At 62.9% G+C, this 20,901-nt stretch carries 20 protein-coding genes; 11 read left to right on the forward strand and 9 right to left on the reverse strand.

All coding sequences use genetic code 11. From position 1 onward, the window contains the following. Nucleotides 1-3: 3 nt before the first annotated feature. Nucleotides 4-1,131 carry an NAD(P)/FAD-dependent oxidoreductase gene (locus tag G4D79_RS22185; RefSeq protein WP_214514389.1) on the forward strand — a complete coding sequence of 376 codons (1,128 nt, stop codon included), beginning with the start codon at nt 4-6 and terminating at the stop codon, nt 1,129-1,131. A gap of 15 nt (nt 1,132-1,146) precedes the next feature. Here G4D79_RS22185 and G4D79_RS22190 read toward each other — a convergent pair whose 3' ends face one another. Both G4D79_RS22190 and G4D79_RS22195 read right to left on the reverse strand, forming a co-directional pair. Then, nucleotides 1,147-1,998, reverse strand: a complete 852-nt coding sequence (locus G4D79_RS22190) for an SDR family oxidoreductase (RefSeq protein WP_214514390.1) — start codon at nt 1,996-1,998, stop codon at nt 1,147-1,149. A gap of 102 nt (nt 1,999-2,100) precedes the next feature. Then, nucleotides 2,101-2,844 carry a GntR family transcriptional regulator gene (locus G4D79_RS22195; RefSeq protein ID WP_007734901.1) on the reverse strand — a complete coding sequence of 248 codons (744 nt, stop codon included), beginning with the start codon at nt 2,842-2,844 and terminating at the stop codon, nt 2,101-2,103. Between the two features lie 96 nt (nt 2,845-2,940). Here G4D79_RS22195 and G4D79_RS22200 point away from each other — a divergent pair, with 96 nt between their 5' ends. Genes G4D79_RS22200 through G4D79_RS22225 form a run of 6 tightly spaced genes read left to right on the forward strand, consistent with a single transcriptional unit; the run spans nt 2,941 to nt 8,683 of the window. After that, nucleotides 2,941-4,068, forward strand: a complete 1,128-nt coding sequence (locus tag G4D79_RS22200; protein ID WP_214514391.1) for a TIGR03364 family FAD-dependent oxidoreductase — start codon at nt 2,941-2,943, stop codon at nt 4,066-4,068. A gap of 25 nt (nt 4,069-4,093) precedes the next feature. After that, nucleotides 4,094-4,771 (forward strand): phosphonatase-like hydrolase, encoded by a 678-nt coding sequence (locus G4D79_RS22205; protein ID WP_042450793.1) that lies wholly within the window; start codon nt 4,094-4,096, stop codon nt 4,769-4,771. Between the two features lie 25 nt (nt 4,772-4,796). Beyond that, nucleotides 4,797-5,846, forward strand: a complete 1,050-nt coding sequence (locus G4D79_RS22210) for a 2-aminoethylphosphonate ABC transporter substrate-binding protein (RefSeq protein ID WP_214514392.1) — start codon at nt 4,797-4,799, stop codon at nt 5,844-5,846. Between the two features lie 2 nt (nt 5,847-5,848). After that, on the forward strand, nt 5,849-7,024 hold the full coding sequence (locus G4D79_RS22215) for an ABC transporter ATP-binding protein (protein ID WP_063316573.1): 1,176 nt from the start codon (nt 5,849-5,851) through the stop codon (nt 7,022-7,024). Continuing rightward, nucleotides 7,021-7,923, forward strand: a complete 903-nt coding sequence (locus G4D79_RS22220; protein WP_214514393.1) for a 2-aminoethylphosphonate ABC transporter permease subunit — start codon at nt 7,021-7,023, stop codon at nt 7,921-7,923. The genes G4D79_RS22215 and G4D79_RS22220 overlap by 4 nt, the downstream gene beginning before the upstream one ends. Beyond that, nucleotides 7,898-8,683, forward strand: a complete 786-nt coding sequence (locus G4D79_RS22225) for an ABC transporter permease (RefSeq protein ID WP_058226319.1) — start codon at nt 7,898-7,900, stop codon at nt 8,681-8,683. Before G4D79_RS22220 ends, G4D79_RS22225 begins: the two co-directional genes overlap by 26 nt. A 56-nt stretch (nt 8,684-8,739) precedes the next feature. Here G4D79_RS22225 and G4D79_RS22230 read toward each other — a convergent pair whose 3' ends face one another. After that, nucleotides 8,740-10,362, reverse strand: a complete 1,623-nt coding sequence (locus tag G4D79_RS22230) for an AMP-binding protein (RefSeq protein ID WP_003942743.1) — start codon at nt 10,360-10,362, stop codon at nt 8,740-8,742. A gap of 178 nt (nt 10,363-10,540) precedes the next feature. Between G4D79_RS22230 and G4D79_RS22235 the strand changes: the two genes are divergently transcribed. Beyond that, entirely contained in the window at nt 10,541-11,350 is an 810-nt protein-coding gene (locus tag G4D79_RS22235; RefSeq protein WP_042450799.1) for a LuxR C-terminal-related transcriptional regulator, read from the forward strand. Between the two features lie 4 nt (nt 11,351-11,354). Here the strand turns inward: G4D79_RS22235 and G4D79_RS22240 are convergent, their stop codons facing one another. The 5 genes from G4D79_RS22240 to dxr all read right to left on the reverse strand — a co-directional run bounded on the left by G4D79_RS22240 (nt 11,355) and on the right by dxr (nt 17,808). Next, on the reverse strand, nt 11,355-13,169 hold the full coding sequence (locus tag G4D79_RS22240) for a penicillin-binding transpeptidase domain-containing protein (RefSeq protein ID WP_214514394.1): 1,815 nt from the start codon (nt 13,167-13,169) through the stop codon (nt 11,355-11,357). Nucleotides 13,170-13,238: 69 nt separating this feature from the next. Then, complete coding sequence (locus G4D79_RS22245) at nt 13,239-14,075, reverse strand: GNAT family N-acetyltransferase (protein ID WP_003942692.1); 837 nt, start codon at nt 14,073-14,075, stop codon at nt 13,239-13,241. Between the two features lie 111 nt (nt 14,076-14,186). Next, nucleotides 14,187-15,344: a flavodoxin-dependent (E)-4-hydroxy-3-methylbut-2-enyl-diphosphate synthase gene (ispG, locus tag G4D79_RS22250; protein WP_007734888.1), complete on the reverse strand. Its 1,158-nt coding sequence runs from the start codon at nt 15,342-15,344 to the stop codon at nt 14,187-14,189. Nucleotides 15,345-15,431: 87 nt separating this feature from the next. Further along, on the reverse strand, nt 15,432-16,643 hold the full coding sequence (locus G4D79_RS22255) for an RIP metalloprotease (protein ID WP_030535658.1): 1,212 nt from the start codon (nt 16,641-16,643) through the stop codon (nt 15,432-15,434). A gap of 7 nt (nt 16,644-16,650) precedes the next feature. After that, nucleotides 16,651-17,808: a 1-deoxy-D-xylulose-5-phosphate reductoisomerase gene (dxr, locus tag G4D79_RS22260; protein ID WP_064073702.1), complete on the reverse strand. Its 1,158-nt coding sequence runs from the start codon at nt 17,806-17,808 to the stop codon at nt 16,651-16,653. 120 nt (nt 17,809-17,928) lie between these two features. On the opposite strand from dxr, the gene G4D79_RS22265 reads away from it, so the two are divergent. Continuing rightward, nucleotides 17,929-18,198 (forward strand): DUF2631 domain-containing protein, encoded by a 270-nt coding sequence (locus G4D79_RS22265; protein WP_003942762.1) that lies wholly within the window; start codon nt 17,929-17,931, stop codon nt 18,196-18,198. Nucleotides 18,199-18,276: 78 nt separating this feature from the next. On the opposite strand, the gene rlmN is transcribed toward G4D79_RS22265, so the two are convergent. After that, nucleotides 18,277-19,386, reverse strand: coding sequence for a 23S rRNA (adenine(2503)-C(2))-methyltransferase RlmN (gene rlmN, locus G4D79_RS22270; protein WP_003942816.1), 1,110 nt, complete (start codon nt 19,384-19,386; stop codon nt 18,277-18,279). 102 nt (nt 19,387-19,488) lie between these two features. Here rlmN and G4D79_RS22275 point away from each other — a divergent pair, with 102 nt between their 5' ends. After that, entirely contained in the window at nt 19,489-19,899 is a 411-nt protein-coding gene (locus G4D79_RS22275; protein WP_073512295.1) for a lipopolysaccharide assembly LapA domain-containing protein, read from the forward strand. 95 nt (nt 19,900-19,994) lie between these two features. Continuing rightward, a complete protein-coding gene (locus tag G4D79_RS22280) occupies nt 19,995-20,837 on the forward strand; it encodes a CoA ester lyase (protein WP_041814950.1) in 843 nt (280 codons plus the stop codon). The last annotated feature ends 64 nt before the right edge of the window (nt 20,838-20,901 follow it).

A 20,901-nucleotide genomic window follows, 5' to 3' on the forward strand; every position in this document is an offset into this window, starting at 1 on the left:
ACCATGAACCACTACCCCATCGCAATCATCGGCGCCGGCCTCGGCGGCCTCACCCTCGCCCGAGTCCTCCATCTCCGCGGAATCGATTCGGCGGTATTCGATCTCGAATCCGGACCGACAGCCAGAACTCAAGGCGGGATGCTCGACATCCACGAAGACTCGGGTCAGATCGCGCTTCGTGCCGCCGGCCTCTATGAGGAGTTCCGCGCCCTCGTTCATCAAGGCGGGGAAGAGACACGCGTCCTCGATCGAAATGCCGTCGTGCACCTGAGCGAGCAGGACACCGGAGACGGCGACCGCCCGGAAATCGACCGCGGCCAGCTGCGTGACCTACTGCTCAGCTCAATTCCGAAGGAAACACTCCACTGGGGAGCCAAGGTCCGCAGTGCGCATCCGTTGCCGGATGGTCGACACGAAGTTCACCTCGCGGATGGCACCCACTTCACCACCGATCTCCTGGTCGGCGCCGACGGTGCGTGGTCGAAAATCCGTCCATTGGTTTCAAACTACACTCCTGCGTACACCGGAATATCTTTCGTGGAGTTCGACCTTCACGACGCCGACAACCAGCACGTGGATGCCGCTGAAACCGTCGGCGGCGGAATGATGTTCGCACTCAGTGCCGACAAGGGCTTCCTTGCCCACCGTGAGACCGACAACAGTCTGCACATCTATGCCGCCCTGCGAGTTCCCGAGAGCTGGGCAGCGAGTGTCGACTTCTCCGACGATCACATCGCGAAGAAGGTTCTGCTGGAACACTTCTCGGACTGGGACGAGTCACTGCGTTCACTGATCGTCGAAGCCGACAGCTCGCTGATCCCTCGCCCCATCCATGCCCTTCCCATCGGCCACAGTTGGAGCCGTACTCCCAGGGTCACTCTGCTCGGGGACGCGGCACACGTCATGTCGCCGTTTGCCGGAGAGGGTGCGAACCTGGCAATGCTCGACGGCGCGGAACTCGGCCAGGCGATCGCGTCGCACAGCAGCACGGAGGAAGGGCTAGCTGTCTACGAAGAGCGCCTATTCCCACGCAGCGCCGCGGCGGCACAACAGTCCGCTGATGGACTGGACATGTGCTTCGGCGAGAACGCACCCCAGGGGCTCGTGGACATGTTCACCTCACTCCCGTGACCTGACAAACTCGGATCAGGTCGTCACGTCCACGTGGGCAAGCGACGAGGACAAACCGCGATGGGCTTCAACTTGATCGAGTAGTTGGTGGGCTTTCTGCTCGACCACGGACACTGCATCGGCACCGGCGACCCAACGACGTGGGGGTAGCGGCGAATCGACAAGTGCCACAAGTGCCGCGGCAAGTTTCACCGGATCCCCGCCCTGGGCACCGTTCATACTCTTCCACGCTTCGACGGTCTCGCCGGTCCGAGCGTCGTAATCGTCTATCGACAATTCCGGCCAGACCGACGACACACCCTCGACAAGCAGTTCGGTCCGGAAGAATCCCGGCTCCACGATCATCGTCCCGATTCCGTACGGTTCGACATCGAATTGCAATGATTCCATCCAACCCTCCAGCGCAAACTTCGACGCCGCGTAGGCTGCGCAAAACTCCTGACCAACCAGGCCCGCAAGCGAGCTGACAGTCACGACACGTCCACTCCGTTGCCTACGCATTACCGGCAACACCGCCCGTGTCACATTGATCGGCCCGAAAAAGTTGGTCTCCATCTGAGCGCGAAGTTGCGCCGGACTGACAACCTCGAAGAACCCGGCGTAGAAGTTTCCGGCGTTGTTCACCAGTACATCGATTCCACCAAATCGTGCAACTGCCGTGTCCACCGCAGCATATGCGGCTTGATCGTCGGTGATGTCCAAGGCAATCACCAACCGGTCGTCATGCGCACCGATCGCTGCAGAAACACGGTCCGCATCACGCCCCGTTGCCACCACCGCGTGCCCGGCGGCAAGAGCCGCCTGAGCAATATCGACTCCCATCCCCCGGCCTGCGCCGGTTACGAACCAGACCTTCTTGTCACCCATGTTCACTGTCCTCCCGTTTGATGGAGTCCAGTACAGAACAGATTCCACGGGCCTGGGAGTGCCTATCGTTCCCGGTAACAGCAGACCCCCTCGACGCCCCTCCTACTCGCGAAGAGTCGTCAAGAAGGCAATACGGTCGCCGCGGTAGAGCGAACGAACGCGCTCGATCGGCACACCGTCCGGGTCGACAGACGTCCGGTGCAATAGAAGCATCGGCATCGAGGTGGTGGACTCGACGAGCGTTGCCTCCCGCGGTGAAGCGAGCACCGTCTCGATCCGTTCGGTTGCGGAGGCAAAGACCACGCCGATGGAACGGATAGCCGCGTACAGCGACGTCGTCGCATCGAAAGCGTCGAGCATCTCACCGAACCTGCTGTCCGGCAGGAACGTTGATTCGAGTCCGATCTTCTCTCCGTCGGCGAAGAGAACACGCTCGAGATGAACGACGCTGTCACCTGGTTCGATACCCAATTCCGTGGCGAGACCGTCGTCGGCCGACATTCGTTCGAAGGTCACAACCTTACGACTGGGTACTCGCCCAGCGCTCAGAGCACCTTCGGTATAGGAACGAATCGATAGCGGCTGAACCAACTTCGGACTCGCGACGACAGTGCCCCGCCCCCGCCGCTCGATTCGCCCTTCGACAAGAAGATCACGAAGCGCTTGACGGACCGTCTCGCGAGCGACTGTGAACCGCGCCGCCAATTCCCGCTCGGACGGGACTGCGTCGCCCTCCTCGAGCCCACTGAGAATGGTCTCGATCTCGGTGCGCACCCGGTAGTACTTCAACTCCGGTTCGATCACGACGCTCGAGGTCCCCGGCCCGGTGGACGTCTGCTGATTCATGGCGCAAGCGTACAAGAATTCGGTCTATACCAATTGTTAACCTGGAGTTCGTCTCGATTCCCCCTATTGGTCTAGACCAAACGTCACTATTTCTACATGCGAATTTTGATTGTGGGCGGAGGGATCCTCGGAACGGCGCACGCCGACGAGGCAATCCGTCGGGGACACGACGTCATCCATCTCGAACGTGAGCCCGAAGCCCGCGGTGCCACGGTACGGAACTTCGGCCTCGTCTGGGTATCCGGGCGAGCCCCGCACGAACTCGAAGCTGCGCTGCGCTCGCGCGAACTGTGGGCAGACCTTGCCGCCCGTGTCCCCGGCGTCGGATACCGCCCAGCCGGCTCCATCACCCTCATGCGCACCGAGGAGGAGGTCGCGGTCGCGCAGGAAGCGTTCTCTCGGCCGGACGCCGACAACCGAGGGTTCGCGGTTCTGGATCCCGACGCCGTTCGCGTCGTCAACCCCGCGCTCCGGGGCAAGTTTCTCGGCGGACTGCACTGCACGCTGGACGCCGCTGTCGAGTCACGGCAAGCGCTCCCCGCCATCCGTTCTTACCTGGAATCCACCGGCCGTTACACTTTCCACGCCGGAACGGAAGCCCGCGAGATCACGACGACCACCTCCGGCGCACACATCCGCGACGACCACGGTCGCAGCTTCGACGCCGATCTCGTGATCGTCTGCCCCGGAGCGACACTCGGCGGATTGGCTCGCGATCTCGCCGGCGATCTCCCGTTGCGCCGTGTGCGCCTGCAGATGATGCAGAGCGCCCCACTCGGCGAAAAGCTCACCACCGCAATCGCTGACGGTGACAGCTTCCGCTACTACCCCGGTTTCGCCGGATCTGCCCTCGATCACCTCCGCACAGTGCAGCCGCAGGAACCGACTGCCGAGGAACACCGCATGCAACTCCTGTGCGTGCAGCGCTTGCACGGCGGGCTGACCATCGGCGACACCCACGAATACGAGGAACCCTTCGACTTCGATGTCGACGAGGCGCCCTATCGCCATCTGTCCGGAGTCGTGGAAACACTTCTGGGACGCGATCTTCCGCCAATCGTCAAGCGTTGGGCGGGCGTCTACAGCCAGTGCATCGACCCCTCACAACTTGTTCACCGCGCACAAGCCGCCGACAACGTCTGGGTGGTTGCCGGCCCCGGTGGCCGCGGTATGACGCTCGGCCCGGCACTGGCGGAACAAACCGCCGACCAGCTCGGTCTCTGAATCTCTCCGACAAGAAAGACTTCTCATGTCTCCGATCACCCTTGCCGTTCTCGACATGGCCGGCACCACCGTCGCCGACGACGGACTGGTTCTTCGCGCCTTCGCTGCCGCCGCTGAAGCCGGCGGACTGCCCGCCGAAGGCCCGGAAGCCGACGCCGCTCGCCAGTACGTCCTCGACACGATGGGCCAGTCGAAGATCGTCGTGTTCCGGGCGATCTTCGGTGACGAAGACCGCGCCCAGGCCGCGAACGCCGCCTTCGAAACCACGTACGACTCCCTCATCGACCAGGGCCTGGCCGAGCCGATCCCCGGCGCCGAGAAAGCCATCACCACTTTGCGCGAGGCCGGCATCAAAGTTGCCTTGACCACCGGGTTCAGCCGATCGACCCAGGACAAACTCCTCGTCGCGCTCGGCTGGAAAACCCTCGCCGATCTCACCCTCTCCCCCGCCGAGGCCGGTCGCGGTCGCCCGTACCCCGACCTGATTCTGACTGCCCTGCTCAAACTTTCGATCGACGACGTCCACCAGATCGCCGTACTCGGCGACACGTCCAACGACGTGCTCAGCGGCATTCGTTCCGGCGCATCCGTCGTCGCCGGAACTCTGACCGGCGCACATGACGAGCAACAGCTTCGCGACGCCGGAGCCACCCACATCGTCCCGTCCGTGACGGAGTTCGCCGAACTCCTCACCCACTCCTGATCTCACCTCCGAAAAAGGAATCGTCATGCGTCTACGCCCGAGCATCGCTGCGGCCGCTCTCGCCGTGTCCGTCCTTTCGTTCACCACTGCCTGCGGTGGCACCGGCACTGCTGCCGGATCAGATACCGAGACCGTCACCGTCTACAGCGCCGACGGCCTGTCCGGTTGGTACAAGGGAAGATTCGACGCCTTCACCGCGCAGACCGGTATCGCCGTCAACCTCGTGGAAGCCGGATCCGGCGAGGTCGTCTCCCGCGTCGAAAAGGAGCAGTCCAACCCACAGGCAGACGTGATCATCACGCTGCCCCCGTTCATCCAGAAGGCCGACGCCCAAGGTCTGCTCGAGCCCAGCGGAATCGACACCTCCGCCGTTCCTGCCGACGAGAAGGACGACGCCGGCAAGTACGTGCCCGTCGTCGAGAATTACCTCTCGTTCATCGCCAATCCGACTGCATCACCCGCCCCACAATCTTGGGACGATCTGCTCACTGACCAGTTCAAGGGCAAGTTGCAGTACTCCACGCCCGGCCAGGCCGGCGACGGCACCGCGGTGCTCTTGCTGCTCCAGAACCTGATGGGTAAGGAAGGAGCACTCGACTACCTCGGAAAGCTCCAGGCCAACAACGTCGGACCCTCGTCTTCCACCGGAAAGCTCCAGCCCAAGGTCAGTAACGGAGAGCTGCTGGTCGCCAACGGTGACGTCCAGATGAACCTCGCCTCCATCGCCGACGACGGATCGAAGTTCGACATCTTCTTCCCCGCTGGAGCCGACGGCACTCGCACCACCATTGCACTGCCCTACGTGATGGGCCTCGCCAAGAGCGCACCGAGCAGCGAACAAGCCAAGAAGTTGATGGAGTTCCTGCTCTCCGAAGAATCCCAGAAGACCGTCGCCACCGATGCACTCGGCGTATCGGTCCGCGAGGACGTCCGAAGCGCTGCCGGTGAATCCACCGACAAGAACACGCCTTCCGGAGTTCTGCAGGGCGTCAACGTGTGGACCCCGAACTGGAACGACGTCCTCAGCTCGCTCGACGCCGACATCGCCGCTTACCAGAAAGCCACCGGGAGCTGATCATGGCAAGAACCAGACTGGGGCGGACGCTCCCCGAGACCGTCGGTGTTCACGGAGCGATCGAACATTCTGCTCCGGCCATCACCTTCGATCGCGTCAACGTCGCCTACGGCCGCGGGAAGACCGCAACCCATGCACTCGTCGATTTCAATCTGCGAGTGGCACCCGGTGAAACTGTGGCACTGCTGGGGCCCAGTGGATCCGGCAAGTCGACCGCCCTGAAGGCCCTCGCGGGATTTGTCCGCCCCACGTCCGGTTCCGTCAAGCTCGGCACCCGAGACATCACCAATCTGCCTCCCGCACAACGCGGTATCGGCGTCGTCGTCCAGTCGTACGCTCTCTTCCCGCACATGCGTGTATCCGAAAACGTAGCCTTCGGACTCCGAGCCCATCGCGTGCCGCGGTCGGAGATCGGCCCTCGCGTGGCCGAAGCCCTGGACATGGTCGGGATGTCGGCGTACGGAAAGCGGCTTCCCCGTGAACTTTCCGGCGGTCAACAGCAGCGAATCGCCATTGCCCGAGCGTTGGCAATTCGCCCTGGAGTACTCCTCCTCGACGAACCACTGGCCGCCCTGGATGCTCAACTTCGCGAGAGCATGCTCGGCGAACTGGCGAGACTGCGCGCAGCACTACCTGACACAGCCATGCTCTACGTGACGCACGATCAGAGTGAAGCCCTGGCGCTGGCAGACCGAATCGCAGTGATGCGCAACGCCAGACTCGCGGACATCGACACCGCTGAGGCCTTGTGGAAACGTCCGCCGTCCAGCTTCACCGCGGCGTTCCTCGGGGGTGCCAACCTGCTGCCCTGCACCGTCACACGCGTCATCGGCACCTCCGCGCTGGTCTCGATCGGTGGCACGCCGTTCACTGCTCACGCCCCGCAGCCCGAGATCGGGCACATCGAATGGGAGTCCGACATGGACGCCTACCTGTGTGTTCGTCCACACGCGGTAGCCGTAACCGGCCTCGGCGCACGAGGATCATTCCCGGCGCGCATCGTCTCGAGCGTCTGGCGCGGTTCCACGACGCGTCTGACGCTGGCTGTACGTGGCCTCGACGATGTCCGCGTCGACGCGGATGTTCCAGGGCACGACGAACGACCGGTCGACACCGAAGTGGGCGTCGTCCTGCCCACGGACGGCAGTGTCCTGGTTCCGGCGGATCGCCACCCATGACGACAACCCTGGAACGCCCCGAAACCGCTGCGCCCCAGCACAAAGACCCGATCCCGTGGCGCCGGATCGGCTGGACGCTGCCACCACTGCTTCTTGTCCTCGTGTTTGCTGTCTATCCCACCGCACGTGTCCTCACGGAATCTCTGAGCACCGCAGATGGCACCGGGTTGTCCACGTGGTCTTCGGTGCTCGGTTCGGAACTGTTCAGAACCGCGCTCTGGCGGACCATCCAAATCGCCGTGGCGTCGACCCTGGGTTGCCTGATCCTGGGAACCTTCCTCGCCTTGGTGCTTGCCTTCGTTCCGTTCGCCGGATCCAAGGTGGTGGGGCGATTGATCGACACGGTGCTCGCCCTGCCGTCTTTCCTGATCACGCTGGCGTTCACGTTCCTGTACGGGACAGCCGGCGCCGTCAACGCCTTGATCGTCCGCATCACCGGCGATGCGAGCGGCCCACTGAATTTCCTCAACACTCCGTTCGGTGTGATCGCGGCCGAAATCACTTTCTTCACACCCTTTGTCGTGCGTCCACTATTGGCAGCGTTCACCCAGATTCCGCGTGAACAACTCGACGTGGCAGCCAGTCTCGGCGCGTCACCCGTCCGAGTTCTGCGGCAGGTGGTGATGCCGGAAGCGTGGCCGGCCCTCCTGGCCAGTGGATCGCTCGTGCTTCTGATGACGCTGAATGAATTCGGCATCGTGCTCTTCACCGGGGCTAAAGACGTCGTAACTCTGCCGGTCCTCATCTACACCCGCGGCATTGTCACCTTCGACTTGCCCGGCGCAGCAGTGATCGCGACGGTCCAGGTCGCACTCTCACTCGGCCTGTACTGCCTCTACCGATTCACCTTCAACAGATTGATGGGAGGCAGCCGTGCTGCTGTGGACACGAAGCTCTAGGGCCCTCGTACTCGGATTCTTCACCCTGGTCGTCGCGGTGGTTTTTGTCGCGCCCATCGCCACCGTCGTCGCGGCTGCCTTGGCCGGATCGTGGACCGGTCCACTTCCGTCGAATCTCGGCGGCAAGAACTTCTCCACGGCGCTGTCCGACGAGAACTTCGCCAGCCTGATCGTCAGTTTGCAGACTGCATTCATCGCGGGGGCATTGGCATTGATCGTCGGAACGTGGGCCGCGCTGGCCGCGCGTGAGGCACCGATGTGGCTGCGGCGCATCACCGATGCCGTATTCCATTTACCGATTGCGGTTCCGTCGGTCGCGATCGGCTTGGGTCTGCTCATCACTTTCAACGAGCGCCCGCTACTGCTCGGCGGCACCAAGTGGATCGTGATTCTCGCTCACACGGTTTTGGTGCTTGCCTTTGCCTTCAGTTCCGTATCGGCCGCGCTCGAACGGCTCGATCCCGCCTACCGTCAAGCTGCCGAATCACTCGGCGCCGGCCCGGTGCGGGTGCTGACACGGGTAACGCTACCGCTGCTGCTCCCAGCGTTGGGTGCGGCCGCCGGGCTTTCCATCGCACTGTCGATGGGTGAGCTGGGCGCAACGGTCATGGTCTACCCGGCGACATGGAAGACCTTGCCGGTCAGCATCTTCGGACTCACCGACCGTGGCCAGGTATTTCTTGCCGCAGCAAATACGACACTGCTGCTTGCAGTCACCCTGGTCGCCCTCATGGTGGTCGGCAGAATTCGTCGGCGCTGACCTTGCTGTGCGCCTTTATTAACCGCCGGGGGTTAATAAAGGCGCACAGCAGGGGTTTATCCCTTCCGCAAGATGTACCGCTGAACCTTGCCACTCGGGGTCTTGGGCAGGTTCGGAACAAAGTGCACCGTGCGTGGGTACGCGTGCGCGGCGAACTTCTTCTTCACCAACGTCTGCAGTTCCTTCTCGAGTTCGTCGTCGCCGTCGACGCCTTCGCGAAGAACGACGAACGCCTCGAGAACCTCACCGCGCAACTCGTCGGGCATGCCCACCACGGCGGCCTCGATGACGTGCTCGTGCATGACCAGCACGCTCTCGACGTCGAAGGGACCGATGCGGTAGCCCGCCATGATGATGACGTCGTCGTCGCGCGAGGAGAAGAAGAAGAATCCGTCCTCGTCCGTCATTCCCGCATCACCGGTGATGTACCAGCGGCCGTCTTCGCTGAATCGCTGCTTCGTCTTCTCCGGCGCATCGACGTACCCGGTGAACCACATCAACGGGCTGTTGTGAGTATCGATCGCCACGCGGCCCTGAGTGCGGGCCGGTGCAATGTCATCCGAATTGTCTTCCAGCACAGCGGCAGACCAACCCGGCAACGGACGACCCATGGATCCGGGACGGACATCGTCGCGAAGTCCGTCGGCCCAGGCGTTGACGATGAACATGCCGTGCTCGGTCTGGCCGTAGTGATCACGGACCTCGACGCCCAACGAGTTCTTCGACCACGCAACAACATCCGGAGTCAAGGGCTCACCGGCCGAGGAAGCGCGGCGCAGCGAGATGCCTTCCGGAACGGGAGCCTTGTCGGCACGCAGACTGCGGTAGACAGTCGGAGCGGCGGCAAAATTGGTGACACCGAACTTCTCGATGATCTGCCACGTCAGCGGCGCGGAGAATCCGGCGTGCAGCAGCAAGCTTCGCGTGCCGGCGGCAAGCGGGCCGAGCAACGCGTAGTACAGCCCGTACGCCCAGCCCGGGTCTGCGGCGTTCCAGAACACGTCGTCCTCTCGGACGTCGAGGCCGAACTCCTGGTATGCGTGGAACGAGGCGAGCGCGCGCACCGGAACCGGCACGCCCTTGGGTGTTCCCGTGGTGCCACTGGTGAACAACTGCACCATCGGTGCGTTGCCGCCGACTGCCTGAGCAGCGCCCTTCGGGTCTTCGGCATCCTGAGCTGCGACAAGTGCGTCGAAGTCCAACTCGTCACCGGCCGCGCCGCCCGCGACGATGACCTGCCACGCTGCGTCGGCGGGGATGTCCTCTCCCGGCGCGAGCTTCTCGAGCTGATTGGCGTCGGAAATGACCACCTTCGCGCCACTGGCCGTCAAGCGGAAAGCGATGGCCGGCGAAGCGAACGCCGTGAACAAGGGCACGTGGACCGCTCCGCGGCGCCAGATTCCGAGGAGCGCGACCACCAGGTCCGCAGACTTACCCATCAAGGTCGCGACGTTGTCACCCGGCTCGACTCCGAGGTCGGCCAGAGCTGCCGCGAAACGCGCCGACTGCTCACGTAGATGACCGTAAGTGAGGTCCACCGAGCTAAGGTCTGCCTCGACGACGGTGAATGCAACGCCATCCGCGGGATGCCGATCGCAGAGCAATTCTGCGGCGCTGGCATGCGGGGTGTCGTACTGGTCCAGCAGCTCGCGCACCCGTGCGGTGGGATCGGTGCTCATCAACTTGCTCCTTATCGATCGTCGTATGGTTGGCCCGACCGGTTACGTTGGCGGCTCGTCATACGTACTGTTCACCCCCTATGATCTAGCTCACAAGAGAACTTCACTACCCCCAGAAAGGGGTACCTGCGTGAACCGACATGCTTCGTCACTTCTGCGCCCCCGCGACGGGGACGCAATGCGAGGTGAACTCCGAACAATCGCAGCTCAGGGCGTTGTTCCCGTGCTGTTCGGAGGCGAGGTCCAGGACGGAACCCTGCACCTGAGCGAATTCGTCGGCACCCGCACCAACAACCTCAAGGGCTTGGCCATCCCGCCGCGCTCGGGCATGGGCGGACGCGTCGTAGCCCAGGGTTCACCGATCACCGTCAACGATTACGGCAATTCGCAGTCCATCACTCATCACTTCGACCGTCCTGTTCTCAGCGAGGGCCTGCATTCGATCATCGCCGTTCCGGTCATGGTTTCGGGAAAATCGCGCGCTGTGCTCTACGCCGCGATCCGCGATTCCGCTCCGTTGGGTGACCGCACAGCAGACGTCATGGTCGGCGCATCCCGGCGTCTCGGGATGGAGTTCGCCATCCGCGACGAAGTCGATCGTCGCCTGCAACTACTGCAGGCCGCCGCCGCGACTACCGCCGACGGTATGTCTTCGGAAGAGATCCGCGGAGTCCACGCCGAACTACGCAGTGTCGCCCAGACCGTCACCGACACCGACTTGCAGACCAAACTCCGCGGACTCTCCCAGCGTTTGGCCAACCTGCTGCGTCCCACCGCCGACGCCGAATCCGACGTCACGCTCACACCGCGTGAAGTGGATGTTCTCTCTCAGGTCGCACTCGGCTGCACCAACATCGAAGCCGGCCAACGGCTTTCCCTTCGCCCTGAAACAGTCAAGAGCTATCTGCGAAGCGCGATGGGAAAGCTGGACGCGAGCTCACGCCACGAAGCCGTGGTGACCGCCCGGAGGTTGGGACTGCTCCCCTGACGGGTCAGTAGCCTTCAGGCAGGGCGGTGAGCATGTCGCGGGTGACTGCGACGGCGTTGTCCGAACTTCCGCCCCGCACAACCAGAGTCGCGAAGGCCAGGTTCCCGCGATAGCCGACGAACCACGCGTGCGATCCCCCTTCGACCTCGGCTTCCCCGGTCTTGCCGTACACCTCACCCTGATCTTCGACGCGTTCTGCAGTACCGCTGGTGACCACGAGTCGCATCATTCCGCGCAGGCCGTCGACCATGGCGGGCGAGATCGCCGGGCGCTCGCCGTCGATGGTGGTTTCGCGCCCTGAAATCAGTTGCGGCACCGGAGTCGAACCGTTCGCGACCGTCGCCGCTGCCATCGCCATTCCGAACGGACTGACCACGACCTTTCCCTGACCGAACCCGTCTTCGGTCCGCTGCACCAGGTCCGACGCCGGCGGCACCGAACCGGAATCGATCGGCAATCCCACCACGTTGTAGTCCTGGCCGATGCCGAACTGCGCTGCGGCAGTGGTCAACGTGTCTGGTTGCATCTCGCTGGCCAGCTTGGCGAAGGACGTGTTGCACGAACGCGCGAAGGCCGTTGCCATCGGCACCGTGCCGAGTGAGAACTCGTTGTAGTTGGGGACGCTGCGCTCACCGATCTCGATCCGGCCAGGACATGGCACCATCGTGTCGGGGGTCGCCTGACCGGTCGAAATTGCGGCGCCTGCCGTGATGATCTTGAACGTCGAACCGGGCGGGTACTGACCCATCGTCGCGACCGGTCCGTCGCGGTCTGCTGCCTTGTTCTGTGCGACAGCCAGGATCGCCCCACTCGACGGTTCGATGACCACCATCATCGCCTGATCCTTGTTCACGTTCACGGCACGCTGAGCAGCGATCTGAATGTTGCGGTCCAAACTGATACTGAACGACGGAACAGGTTGCGGCGCAGTCTCGGTCAGCACATCGGTGTCGACGCCGTTCTGGTTGACCGTGACGACACTCCAGCCGGCTTTGCCGTCGACCTCGTCGATGATCGTCTTCTTGATCTGCCCGAGAAGGTCAGGCGCGAACTCCGGGTCCGTCGAGACGAGATCCGATTCGTCCGAGACAGATACTCCCGAGATGGCTCCCAGTTGCGCCGATACCTGGTCGTAGTCGTCACTGCGCAGGCGGGTCACCAGATAGTCGCCCTTGACGGCCGTCGAGGATTCGGCGATCGATTGACCCGTCAGCGAAGAATCGAACCGACCGAGAACACTTGCGAGACTGTTCGCGGAACCGATGATGTCGTTGCTCTTGGAGCGATCGAACTTCACTCGGTAGACAATTCCCGGCACCAGGACATCCGTGCCCGAATGCTCGTTGACCCGCGCTCGCGGCGCCGCGGTTGCCCGCAACGACATCGTCTGCTTGTCACCGAGGCGCGGATGAACGTCCGTCGAACTCCACCGGACGGACCAGTCACCGTCCTTGCGTCCCATCTGCAGCTCGCCGTCGTACGTCCACACACGGTCTTTCGGAAGGTGCCACTCGTAGGTGTAGCCGACCGTCGCTGTGTCACCGTTCATCTTCACCGACGTCGTCTCGGCAGTCATCGACTCGGCCTGGAGCGCATCCCAGGTGTCACTCAATACAGGACCCGCGGAATCAGGCCGGTCCGTCAGTTTTGCTGCCTCGTCGAAATCCCTGTCACCGAACGCACTCAGGAACTGCTGCGCGACGGGCTCGGGGCCGGCGGGTTTCGGAGTACACGAGCTGATCCCCACCGCCAAGAAAATCACGGTGCAGGAGGCCAACAGTTGGGCCGAGCGACTACGAGAGAAATGCCGAGTGTTCATCGAGCCCCATAGTAGGGCGACAAATGCTCCACCCAGCGTAGGCGCGACCATTGCACGCAGCTTGTACGGTCAGTCGAGCAGCACCGTCGAGAAGGTCGCGACCTGTCGGAACCCCACCCGCGAATAGGTCGACCGCGCAATCGTATTGAAGCTGTTGACGTACAGGCTCGCAATGCGACCGGTCGCCATGATCGACTCCGCTACAGCCGCTGTACCGGTCACGCCGAAGCCCTGCCCACGAAATTCCGGGTTGACCCACACACCCTGGATCTGGCCACAGCGAGCAGACATCGAACCGACCTCCGCCTTGAAAACGACCTGGCCGTCCTCGATGTGCGCCCACGCTCGACCAGCGGCGATCAGGCTAGCGACACGGTGCCGGTATCCGCGCCCACCGTCGTTGGCACGCGGGTCGACTCCGACCTCTTCGATGAACATCGCGATCGCGGCAGGCAGATAGATCTCGAGTTCGTCCGAGCGAACCTGCCGGACCAGTGGATCCGACGGGCACGCCAGCGGCTCGGAAACCGCGAGCAACGGCTGTTCGGGGCGCACCTCCCGCGCAGTTCCCCAGTCGAGCTCGAGCATCTCCCACAGCGGCAACGCCAATTCGGCGCGGCCGACCACCGACGAGCACATGCGCGGAATCCGACAGGCACGGTCGGCGAATGCCCGAATGTCATCCGGATCGCCTCGAAGCGGAACCAGATTCGCCCCGGCAAAGCACAGTGAGGACAACGGCCCGCCTCGACTCCACAGCTCGCCGTGAATCATTCGTGGGTCGACGCCGCATTCTTCGACGCGCGCGGCAATCATGCAGGCCGCCACCGGATCGGCGTCGAGTACCCGTCGGACGTCTTCGAGATCTCGACTTCCGACCTGCTTGGCTCCGAGGAGTTTGAGCATCCGTCAACCCCCTCGACTCGACTGCGCGTCCACGAATATCACTACCCGATCATGATGCACTCAGATTGCCACGAACCTGACACCGACGGGGAAGATTCATCCGGCAATCACTCAACTCACGGTGACGACCGGCGCACCCTCCGAGGCGTCACCCTCCATGCTTTCGGCAATTTTCATCGCCTCTTCGATCAACGTCTCGACGATCTGCGCCTCGGGCACCGTCTTGATGACCTTGCCCTTGACGAAGATCTGGCCCTTGCCGTTGCCGGACGCCACACCGAGGTCGGCCTCACGCGCTTCACCCGGTCCGTTCACGACGCAACCCATGACTGCCACGCGCAGCGGAATCTCCATGCCTTCGAGGCCGGCGGAGACCTCGTCGGCAAGCGTGTAGACATCGACCTGTGCACGGCCACACGAGGGGCAAGAGACGATCTCGAGCTTGCGGGGACGCAGGTTCAGAGACTGCAGAATCTGGTTACCGACCTTGATTTCCTCGGCCGGCGGGGCCGAGAGCGAAACCCGGATCGTGTCGCCGATACCCTCCGCGAGCAGCGCACCGAAGGCGACCGCGGACTTGATCGTGCCCTGAAACGCCGGCCCTGCCTCCGTGACGCCGAGGTGCAACGGGTAATCGCATTTGGCGGCGAGTTGGCGGTAAGCCTCGACCATGATCACCGGATCGTTGTGCTTGACGGAGATCTTGATGTCACCGAAGCCGTGCTCTTCGAACAACCCGGCCTCCCACAGCGCGGACTCGACCAACGCTTCGGGCGTCGCCTTGCCGTACTTCTCCATCAACCGAGGATCGAGCGATCCCGCGTTGACACCGATACGGATCGGAATGCCTGCGTCACCGGCAGCCTTGGCCACCTCTTTGACACGGCCGTCGAATTCCTTGATGTTGCCCGGATTGACGCGCACCGCAGCGCATCCCGCATCGATTGCCGCGAAGATGTAGCGCGGCTGGAAGTGGATGTCGGCGATAACCGGGATCTGGCTCTTCTTCGCAATGATCGACAACGCGTCCGCGTCTTCCTGACGCGGGCAGGCGACACGAACGATGTCGCAACCGGACGCGGTCAGTTCCGCGATCTGCTGCAGCGTTGCATTGACGTCGTGCGTCTTCGTGGTGCACATGGACTGCACCGAGATGGGGAAATCGCTGCCCACACCTACCGTGCCGACCTGCAGCTGCCGTGTCTTGCGTCGAGGAGCAAGAATCGCTGCGGGTGCCGAGGGCATTCCCAGTCCGATAGGGATGGTCACGTCTGTGCCTTCTTTCATAGCTTCACTGCAAGTTTAGCCGGGCGATCGCCGCACTACCGCGCGGCAACCGTCACCCTTCTCACACGGTCAGAAGATCTTGATCGGATTGACGATGTCAGCCGTGAGTGTCAGCAACATGAACGCGCCACCGATCACGATGAATACGTAAGTAATCGGAAGGAGTCTGGTGTAGTCGACCGGGCCGCCGGGAATCAAGCCTCGGCGGGCGCGGAACCAATCACGGATCTTCTCGTAGAAGACCACCGCGATGTGACCGCCGTCGAGCGGCAACAGCGGCAGGATGTTGAAAACACCGAGGAAGAAGTTGATCGATGCGAGCAGTCCGACGAACATCGGCCACTCGGCTCGATCTGCGGCCTCGCCACCGATCACGCTGGCACCGACCACGCTGATCGGTGTGTCCTGGGCGCGTTCGCCGCCCGTGATCGACTCCCACAGAGCCCCCACCTTCGACGGAATGTCAGCCAACGCCTTCACCGAGTCGACCATGATCTGGCCGGTGTAGTCGAAGGCTGCCGGAACAGCCGTGAGAGCGTTGTACTCGACCAGCGCCGAGCCCGGTCCACCGATTCCGACAGCGGATACTTCCTGCTTCACGGGAACGCCACTGGCCGAGTTCACATATCGCTGGACTCGTTCGGGCACGACCGTGATCGACAAGGCCTCTCCGTCGCGATCAACCGACAACACGATCGGACCATCCACACCTCGAATAGCTGCTGCCACCTCAGGGAAGGTGCTCGTCGACTTTCCGTCGACTGCGGTGATCCGATCTCCCGATTGCAGGCCCGCATCTCCCGCGGGGCCCCCACCCGAGCACTCTGTCAGCTCGAAGTTGCCGTCCTGGCCCAGCTGATCGGGGGCCACACACGTGACCTCTTGGACCACTGGCTGAGCGGGCTCAGTTCGGCCCCAGCCGAGAAGCAATGCGTAGATCAGGAGGAACCCGAGAATGAAGTTCATCGCGATACCGCCGGACATGACGACGACGCGCTTCCACGCCGCCTTCTTGTACATCGCGTGCGGCTCTTCTTCAGGCGTCATCTCGTCGAGGGCCGTCATGCCCGCGATGTCGCAGAATCCGCCCAGCGGCAGCGCCTTGAGGCCGTACTCGGTCTCACCTCGACGGAACGAGAAGATCTTCGGACCGAAGCCGATGTAGTAGCGGCGAACCTTCATTCCCAAAGCCTTGGCCGTCCACATGTGACCGGCTTCGTGCAGGGCGATGGACACGCCGATGCCGAGGGCAAACAGCACTACGCCCAGTGCAAAAACCATGAAAGCTCTAGCCCTCCTGCTTCACGAGCTGACGCGCTCGTGTGCGTGCCCAGCCGTCTGCGGCCAGAACGTCGTCCACGGTAACCGGTTCTGCGGACCATTGACCTGCATCGTCGAGAACAGCAGCCACCGTGCGGACGATCGCCGGGAAGGAAATGACACCGTCGAGGAATGCCTGAGCCGCCACTTCGTTGGCCGCGTTGTAGATCGCGGTGAAGCAACCTCCGGATTTGCCTGCGCTTCGCGCCAGATCGACAGCGGGGAACACCGACGAATCGAGCGGCTCGAATTCCCAGGTCGAGGCGGTGGTGAAGTCGCATGCCGACGCCGCACCTTCGATGCGGTCCGGCCAGCCGAGAGCGAGAGCGATCGGGAGCTTCATGTCCGGTGGACTCGCCTGTGCCAGCGTCGATCCGTCGAAGAAGGTCACCATGGAGTGCACGATCGACTGCGGATGCACGGTGACGTCGATGCGGTCGTAGTCGATCCCGAACAGCAGGTTCGTCTCGATCAACTCGAGGCCCTTGTTGACCAGAGTTGCCGAGTTGAGGGTGTTCATGGGGCCCATCGACCAGGTGGGGTGCGCTTTTGCCTGAGCCGGATTCACACTTTCGAGCTCCTCGGCGCTCCAGCCACGGAACGGCCCACCCGAAGCGGTGAGAACCAACCGGGCCACCTCGTCGCCTGTTCCACCACGTAGGCACTGGGCAAGCGCCGAATGCTCCGAGTCGACCGGCACGATCTGACCGGGGGCGGCGGCTTTCGTCACCAGCGCTCCGCCGGCGACAAGCGATTCCTTGTTCGCCAGCGCCAGGCGCGCTCCCGAGTTCAAAGCCGCCAGTGTCGGTTCGAGTCCCAACGAACCGACGAGCGCATTGAGGACAACATCGGCACCGCTGTCCCGAACCAGTTCCGTCACGGCGCTCGGTCCCGAACGGGCGGTTACCGATTCCAGCGCCGATGCCGCTGCAGGATCGGCGACGGCGACGTCCGTGACGCCGGTTGCACGAATCTGTTCGGCCAACAACTCGACGTTGTTGCCGCCCGCTGCAAGACCGACTACTTCGAAACGGTCGGGGTTGGCAGCGATGACCTCCAGCGCTTGGGTACCGATCGAACCGGTACTGCCGAGGAGGAGGACGCGGGTACGTGTGGTTTCCTGCACTCGCCCATTGTTCCTGATAACACCTGAGAACAACCTTATCGACGCCCAACTACGTACGACAGGCAGTCGTATGTCACCATATTGGGCAGTAGTGCAACCGAATGAGCAGGAGGATCGACCGTGGCCGATACCCAGTTGGACGTCAAGTCCAGCGCCCCCGTCGTGGTCTCGCACGTCGATGAGGCCGAGGTTCCCTCTGCCGCATGGGGGTGGAGTGGTGAAGGACTCAAGTTTTTCCGTTTCCTCGGATGGTTCTTCGCAATATTCCTGCTTCTGATGATGATCGGAAACCATCACGGCAAGGTCGAGGATCTGTGGCTCATCGGCACCGCCGGATTGATGATTTTCATTCTGGTCCGCGACATCGTGATCCGTCGCCGCCCGCGCTAGAGACCTGACAAAGAGAAGGCCTCCACGAACGAAAGTTCGTGGAGGCCTTCTCTTTACGTGTTTCAGGCCTGGAACGTTTCAGTTCTCGGCTGCCAGCTGGCCACAGGCTGCGGCGATTTCCTGACCGCGCGTATCGCGCACCGTGCACGAGACGCCCTGGGCGATGACCCGACGCACGAACTCACGCTCGACGTCCTTGGGGCTCGCGTCCCACTCGCTACCCGGAGTCGGGTTGAGCGGAATCAGGTTGACGTGCACCAACCCGCCGAGTGCTTTCTTCAGCTTCTTGCCCAGCATGTCCGCGCGCCACGGCTGATCGTTGACGTTCTTGATCATCGCGTACTCGATGGACACACGGCGACCGGTCTTGTCTGCGTAGTACCGGGCAGCCTGAAGTACCTCCGACACTGACCAGCGATTGTTGACCGGGACAAGAGTGTCGCGCAGTTCGTCGTCCGGTGTGTGCAGCGACACCGCCAGCGTGACGCTCAGGCCTTCGTCAGCGAGTTTGCGGATAGCGGGAGCTAGGCCGACGGTCGAGACCGTGACGGACCGCTGAGACAGGCCGAGGCCGTCGGGTGCAGGCGAGGTGATCCGTCGTACCGCTGCCACCACACGCTTGTAGTTCGCCAAAGGCTCGCCCATACCCATGAACACGACGTTCGATAGGCGTCCGGGGCCGCCGGCGACTTCACCGTCGCGCATGGCGGCCGCTGCCTCGCGAACCTGATCGACGATCTCGGCGGTCGAGAGGTTGCGGTCGAGGCCGCCCTGACCCGTCGCACAGAACGGGCAGGCCATTCCGCAGCCTGCCTGACTCGAGATGCAAAGTGTTGCCCGGTCGGGATAGCGCATCAAGACGCTTTCGAGCAGCGTTCCGTCATGTGCCTTCCACAGGGTCTTGCGAGTGTCGCCCGAATCGCACGCGAGGTGCTTGATCGGGGTCAACAAGGTCGGGAACAGCGACTCCCCAACCTTCTCGCGCACCGATGCGGGGAGATCGGTCATCTTCTCCGGATCGGCTTCCAGCCGCGCGTAGTACTGACGCGCCAGCTGATCGGCCCGGAAAGCCGGAAGGCCGAGCTCTTTCACCGCTTCTTTGCGCTCGGCGGAATCGAGATCGGCGAGGTGCCGTGGAGGCATTCCGCGCTTGGGTGCAGTGAAAACGAGGGGAAGAGAGGCAGCCATAGTTACACCATTGTCCCATTGTTTTGGGGTGCTACCCCACTGCCACCCGATTGTGGCCGGATTACCCGTGCAACTTCGCGCAGGTTGAGTGATGATCATGTCATGTCAACCACACCAGAGGATCCGTCGAATTCCCCCGTGTACGGCCCAGCCGACGGTTTCGGCCCCGATCCGGAACTTCCGAAGGTGGACGAGAACAAGGCAGTGGAAAAACACGATCCGGAACCGACACCGACGCCTGAACCGGTGCCGACCGGAACGTCGGTCACCGACCGAACCAGAGCCGCCACGACCTGGGTTGGCCTGGTCATAGGTGCAATCGTGTTGATCTTACTGCTGGTGTTCATCCTGCAGAACCTCGAGAGCGTCTCCGTCAAGATCCTCGCCTGGCAGATCGACTTTCCGCTCGGAATCACGATCCTGCTTTCCGCCATCGCGGGCGCATTGATCATGGCGTTGGCAGGCGGCGTTCGCATCATTCAGATCCGGCGCGCAGCGAAGCGGCAGATGTGACTGAAATCTAGTTACGCAATTGGGTCGATCGATGGGCCAGCAGGCATCATTGATGTCGTGGAAATCACCGGAAAGGCCCTGATGTGACTACTCACATGGAGAGACCTGTGACCTCGCGAATTGCCCCGCAGCAGGCAAGATCCTGGCTCCTCGTCCCCGCGTCCAAACCGGACACCTTCGACGCCGCACTCGCGAGTGCGGCCGACGCCGTCATTCTCGACCTCGAGGATGCCGTCACCGCACCCAACAAACCAGCTGCCCGCCGCGATGTCGCCGCATTCCTGAGCGAACACAATCACGCCTGGGTTCGGATCAACGACGCCACGACACCGTTCTGGGAAGAGGATCTGGCCGCACTCGCGGGCCTCCCCGGACTCGAGGGCGTCATGCTCGCAAAGACCGAAAGCGGTCAGCAGGCCGACGCCACGGCCGAGCGACTTCCCGACGGCACCAAGATTCTTGCTCTCGTCGAATCCGCGGTGGGACTCGAGGCTGCGCCCGAGATCGCACGCACTGACGGCATCTTCCGTCTCGCATTCGGCAGCGGCGACTTCCGGCGCGACACTGGGATGGACGACTCCCCCACGTCGATGTCGTACCCGCGTTCGCGGCTCACCATCGCCAGCCGCGCGGCACGCATCGCTCCGCCGATCGACGGTCCCACGCTCGGCCCCGATCTGGATCTGCTCGCCCGAGACTGTGCGATCACCTTGTCACTCGGCATGGCCGGCAAACTCTGCATGACCACCGCGCAGACTGCCCCCGTCAACGCAGGACTGAGTCCCTCTGTAGCCGACGCGATCTGGGCTCAGAATGTCATCGACGATCTCGGCGAAGACGGCTCACGCGTGCGCGACGGCAGCGACTTGCCCAAGCTCGCCAAGGCGAAGAAGATTCACAAGCTCGCCACCCTGTTCCACATCCCCACCGATCACTGATTTTTTTACTACTGAATCGGTGCAGAAAACGTCAGGCGCTCAAGTCGGAGCGCCTGACGTTCGT

The organism is Rhodococcus sp. WY5 (genome assembly GCF_018588185.1).
GTDB lineage: Bacteria > Actinomycetota > Actinomycetes > Mycobacteriales > Mycobacteriaceae > Rhodococcus_F > Rhodococcus_F qingshengii.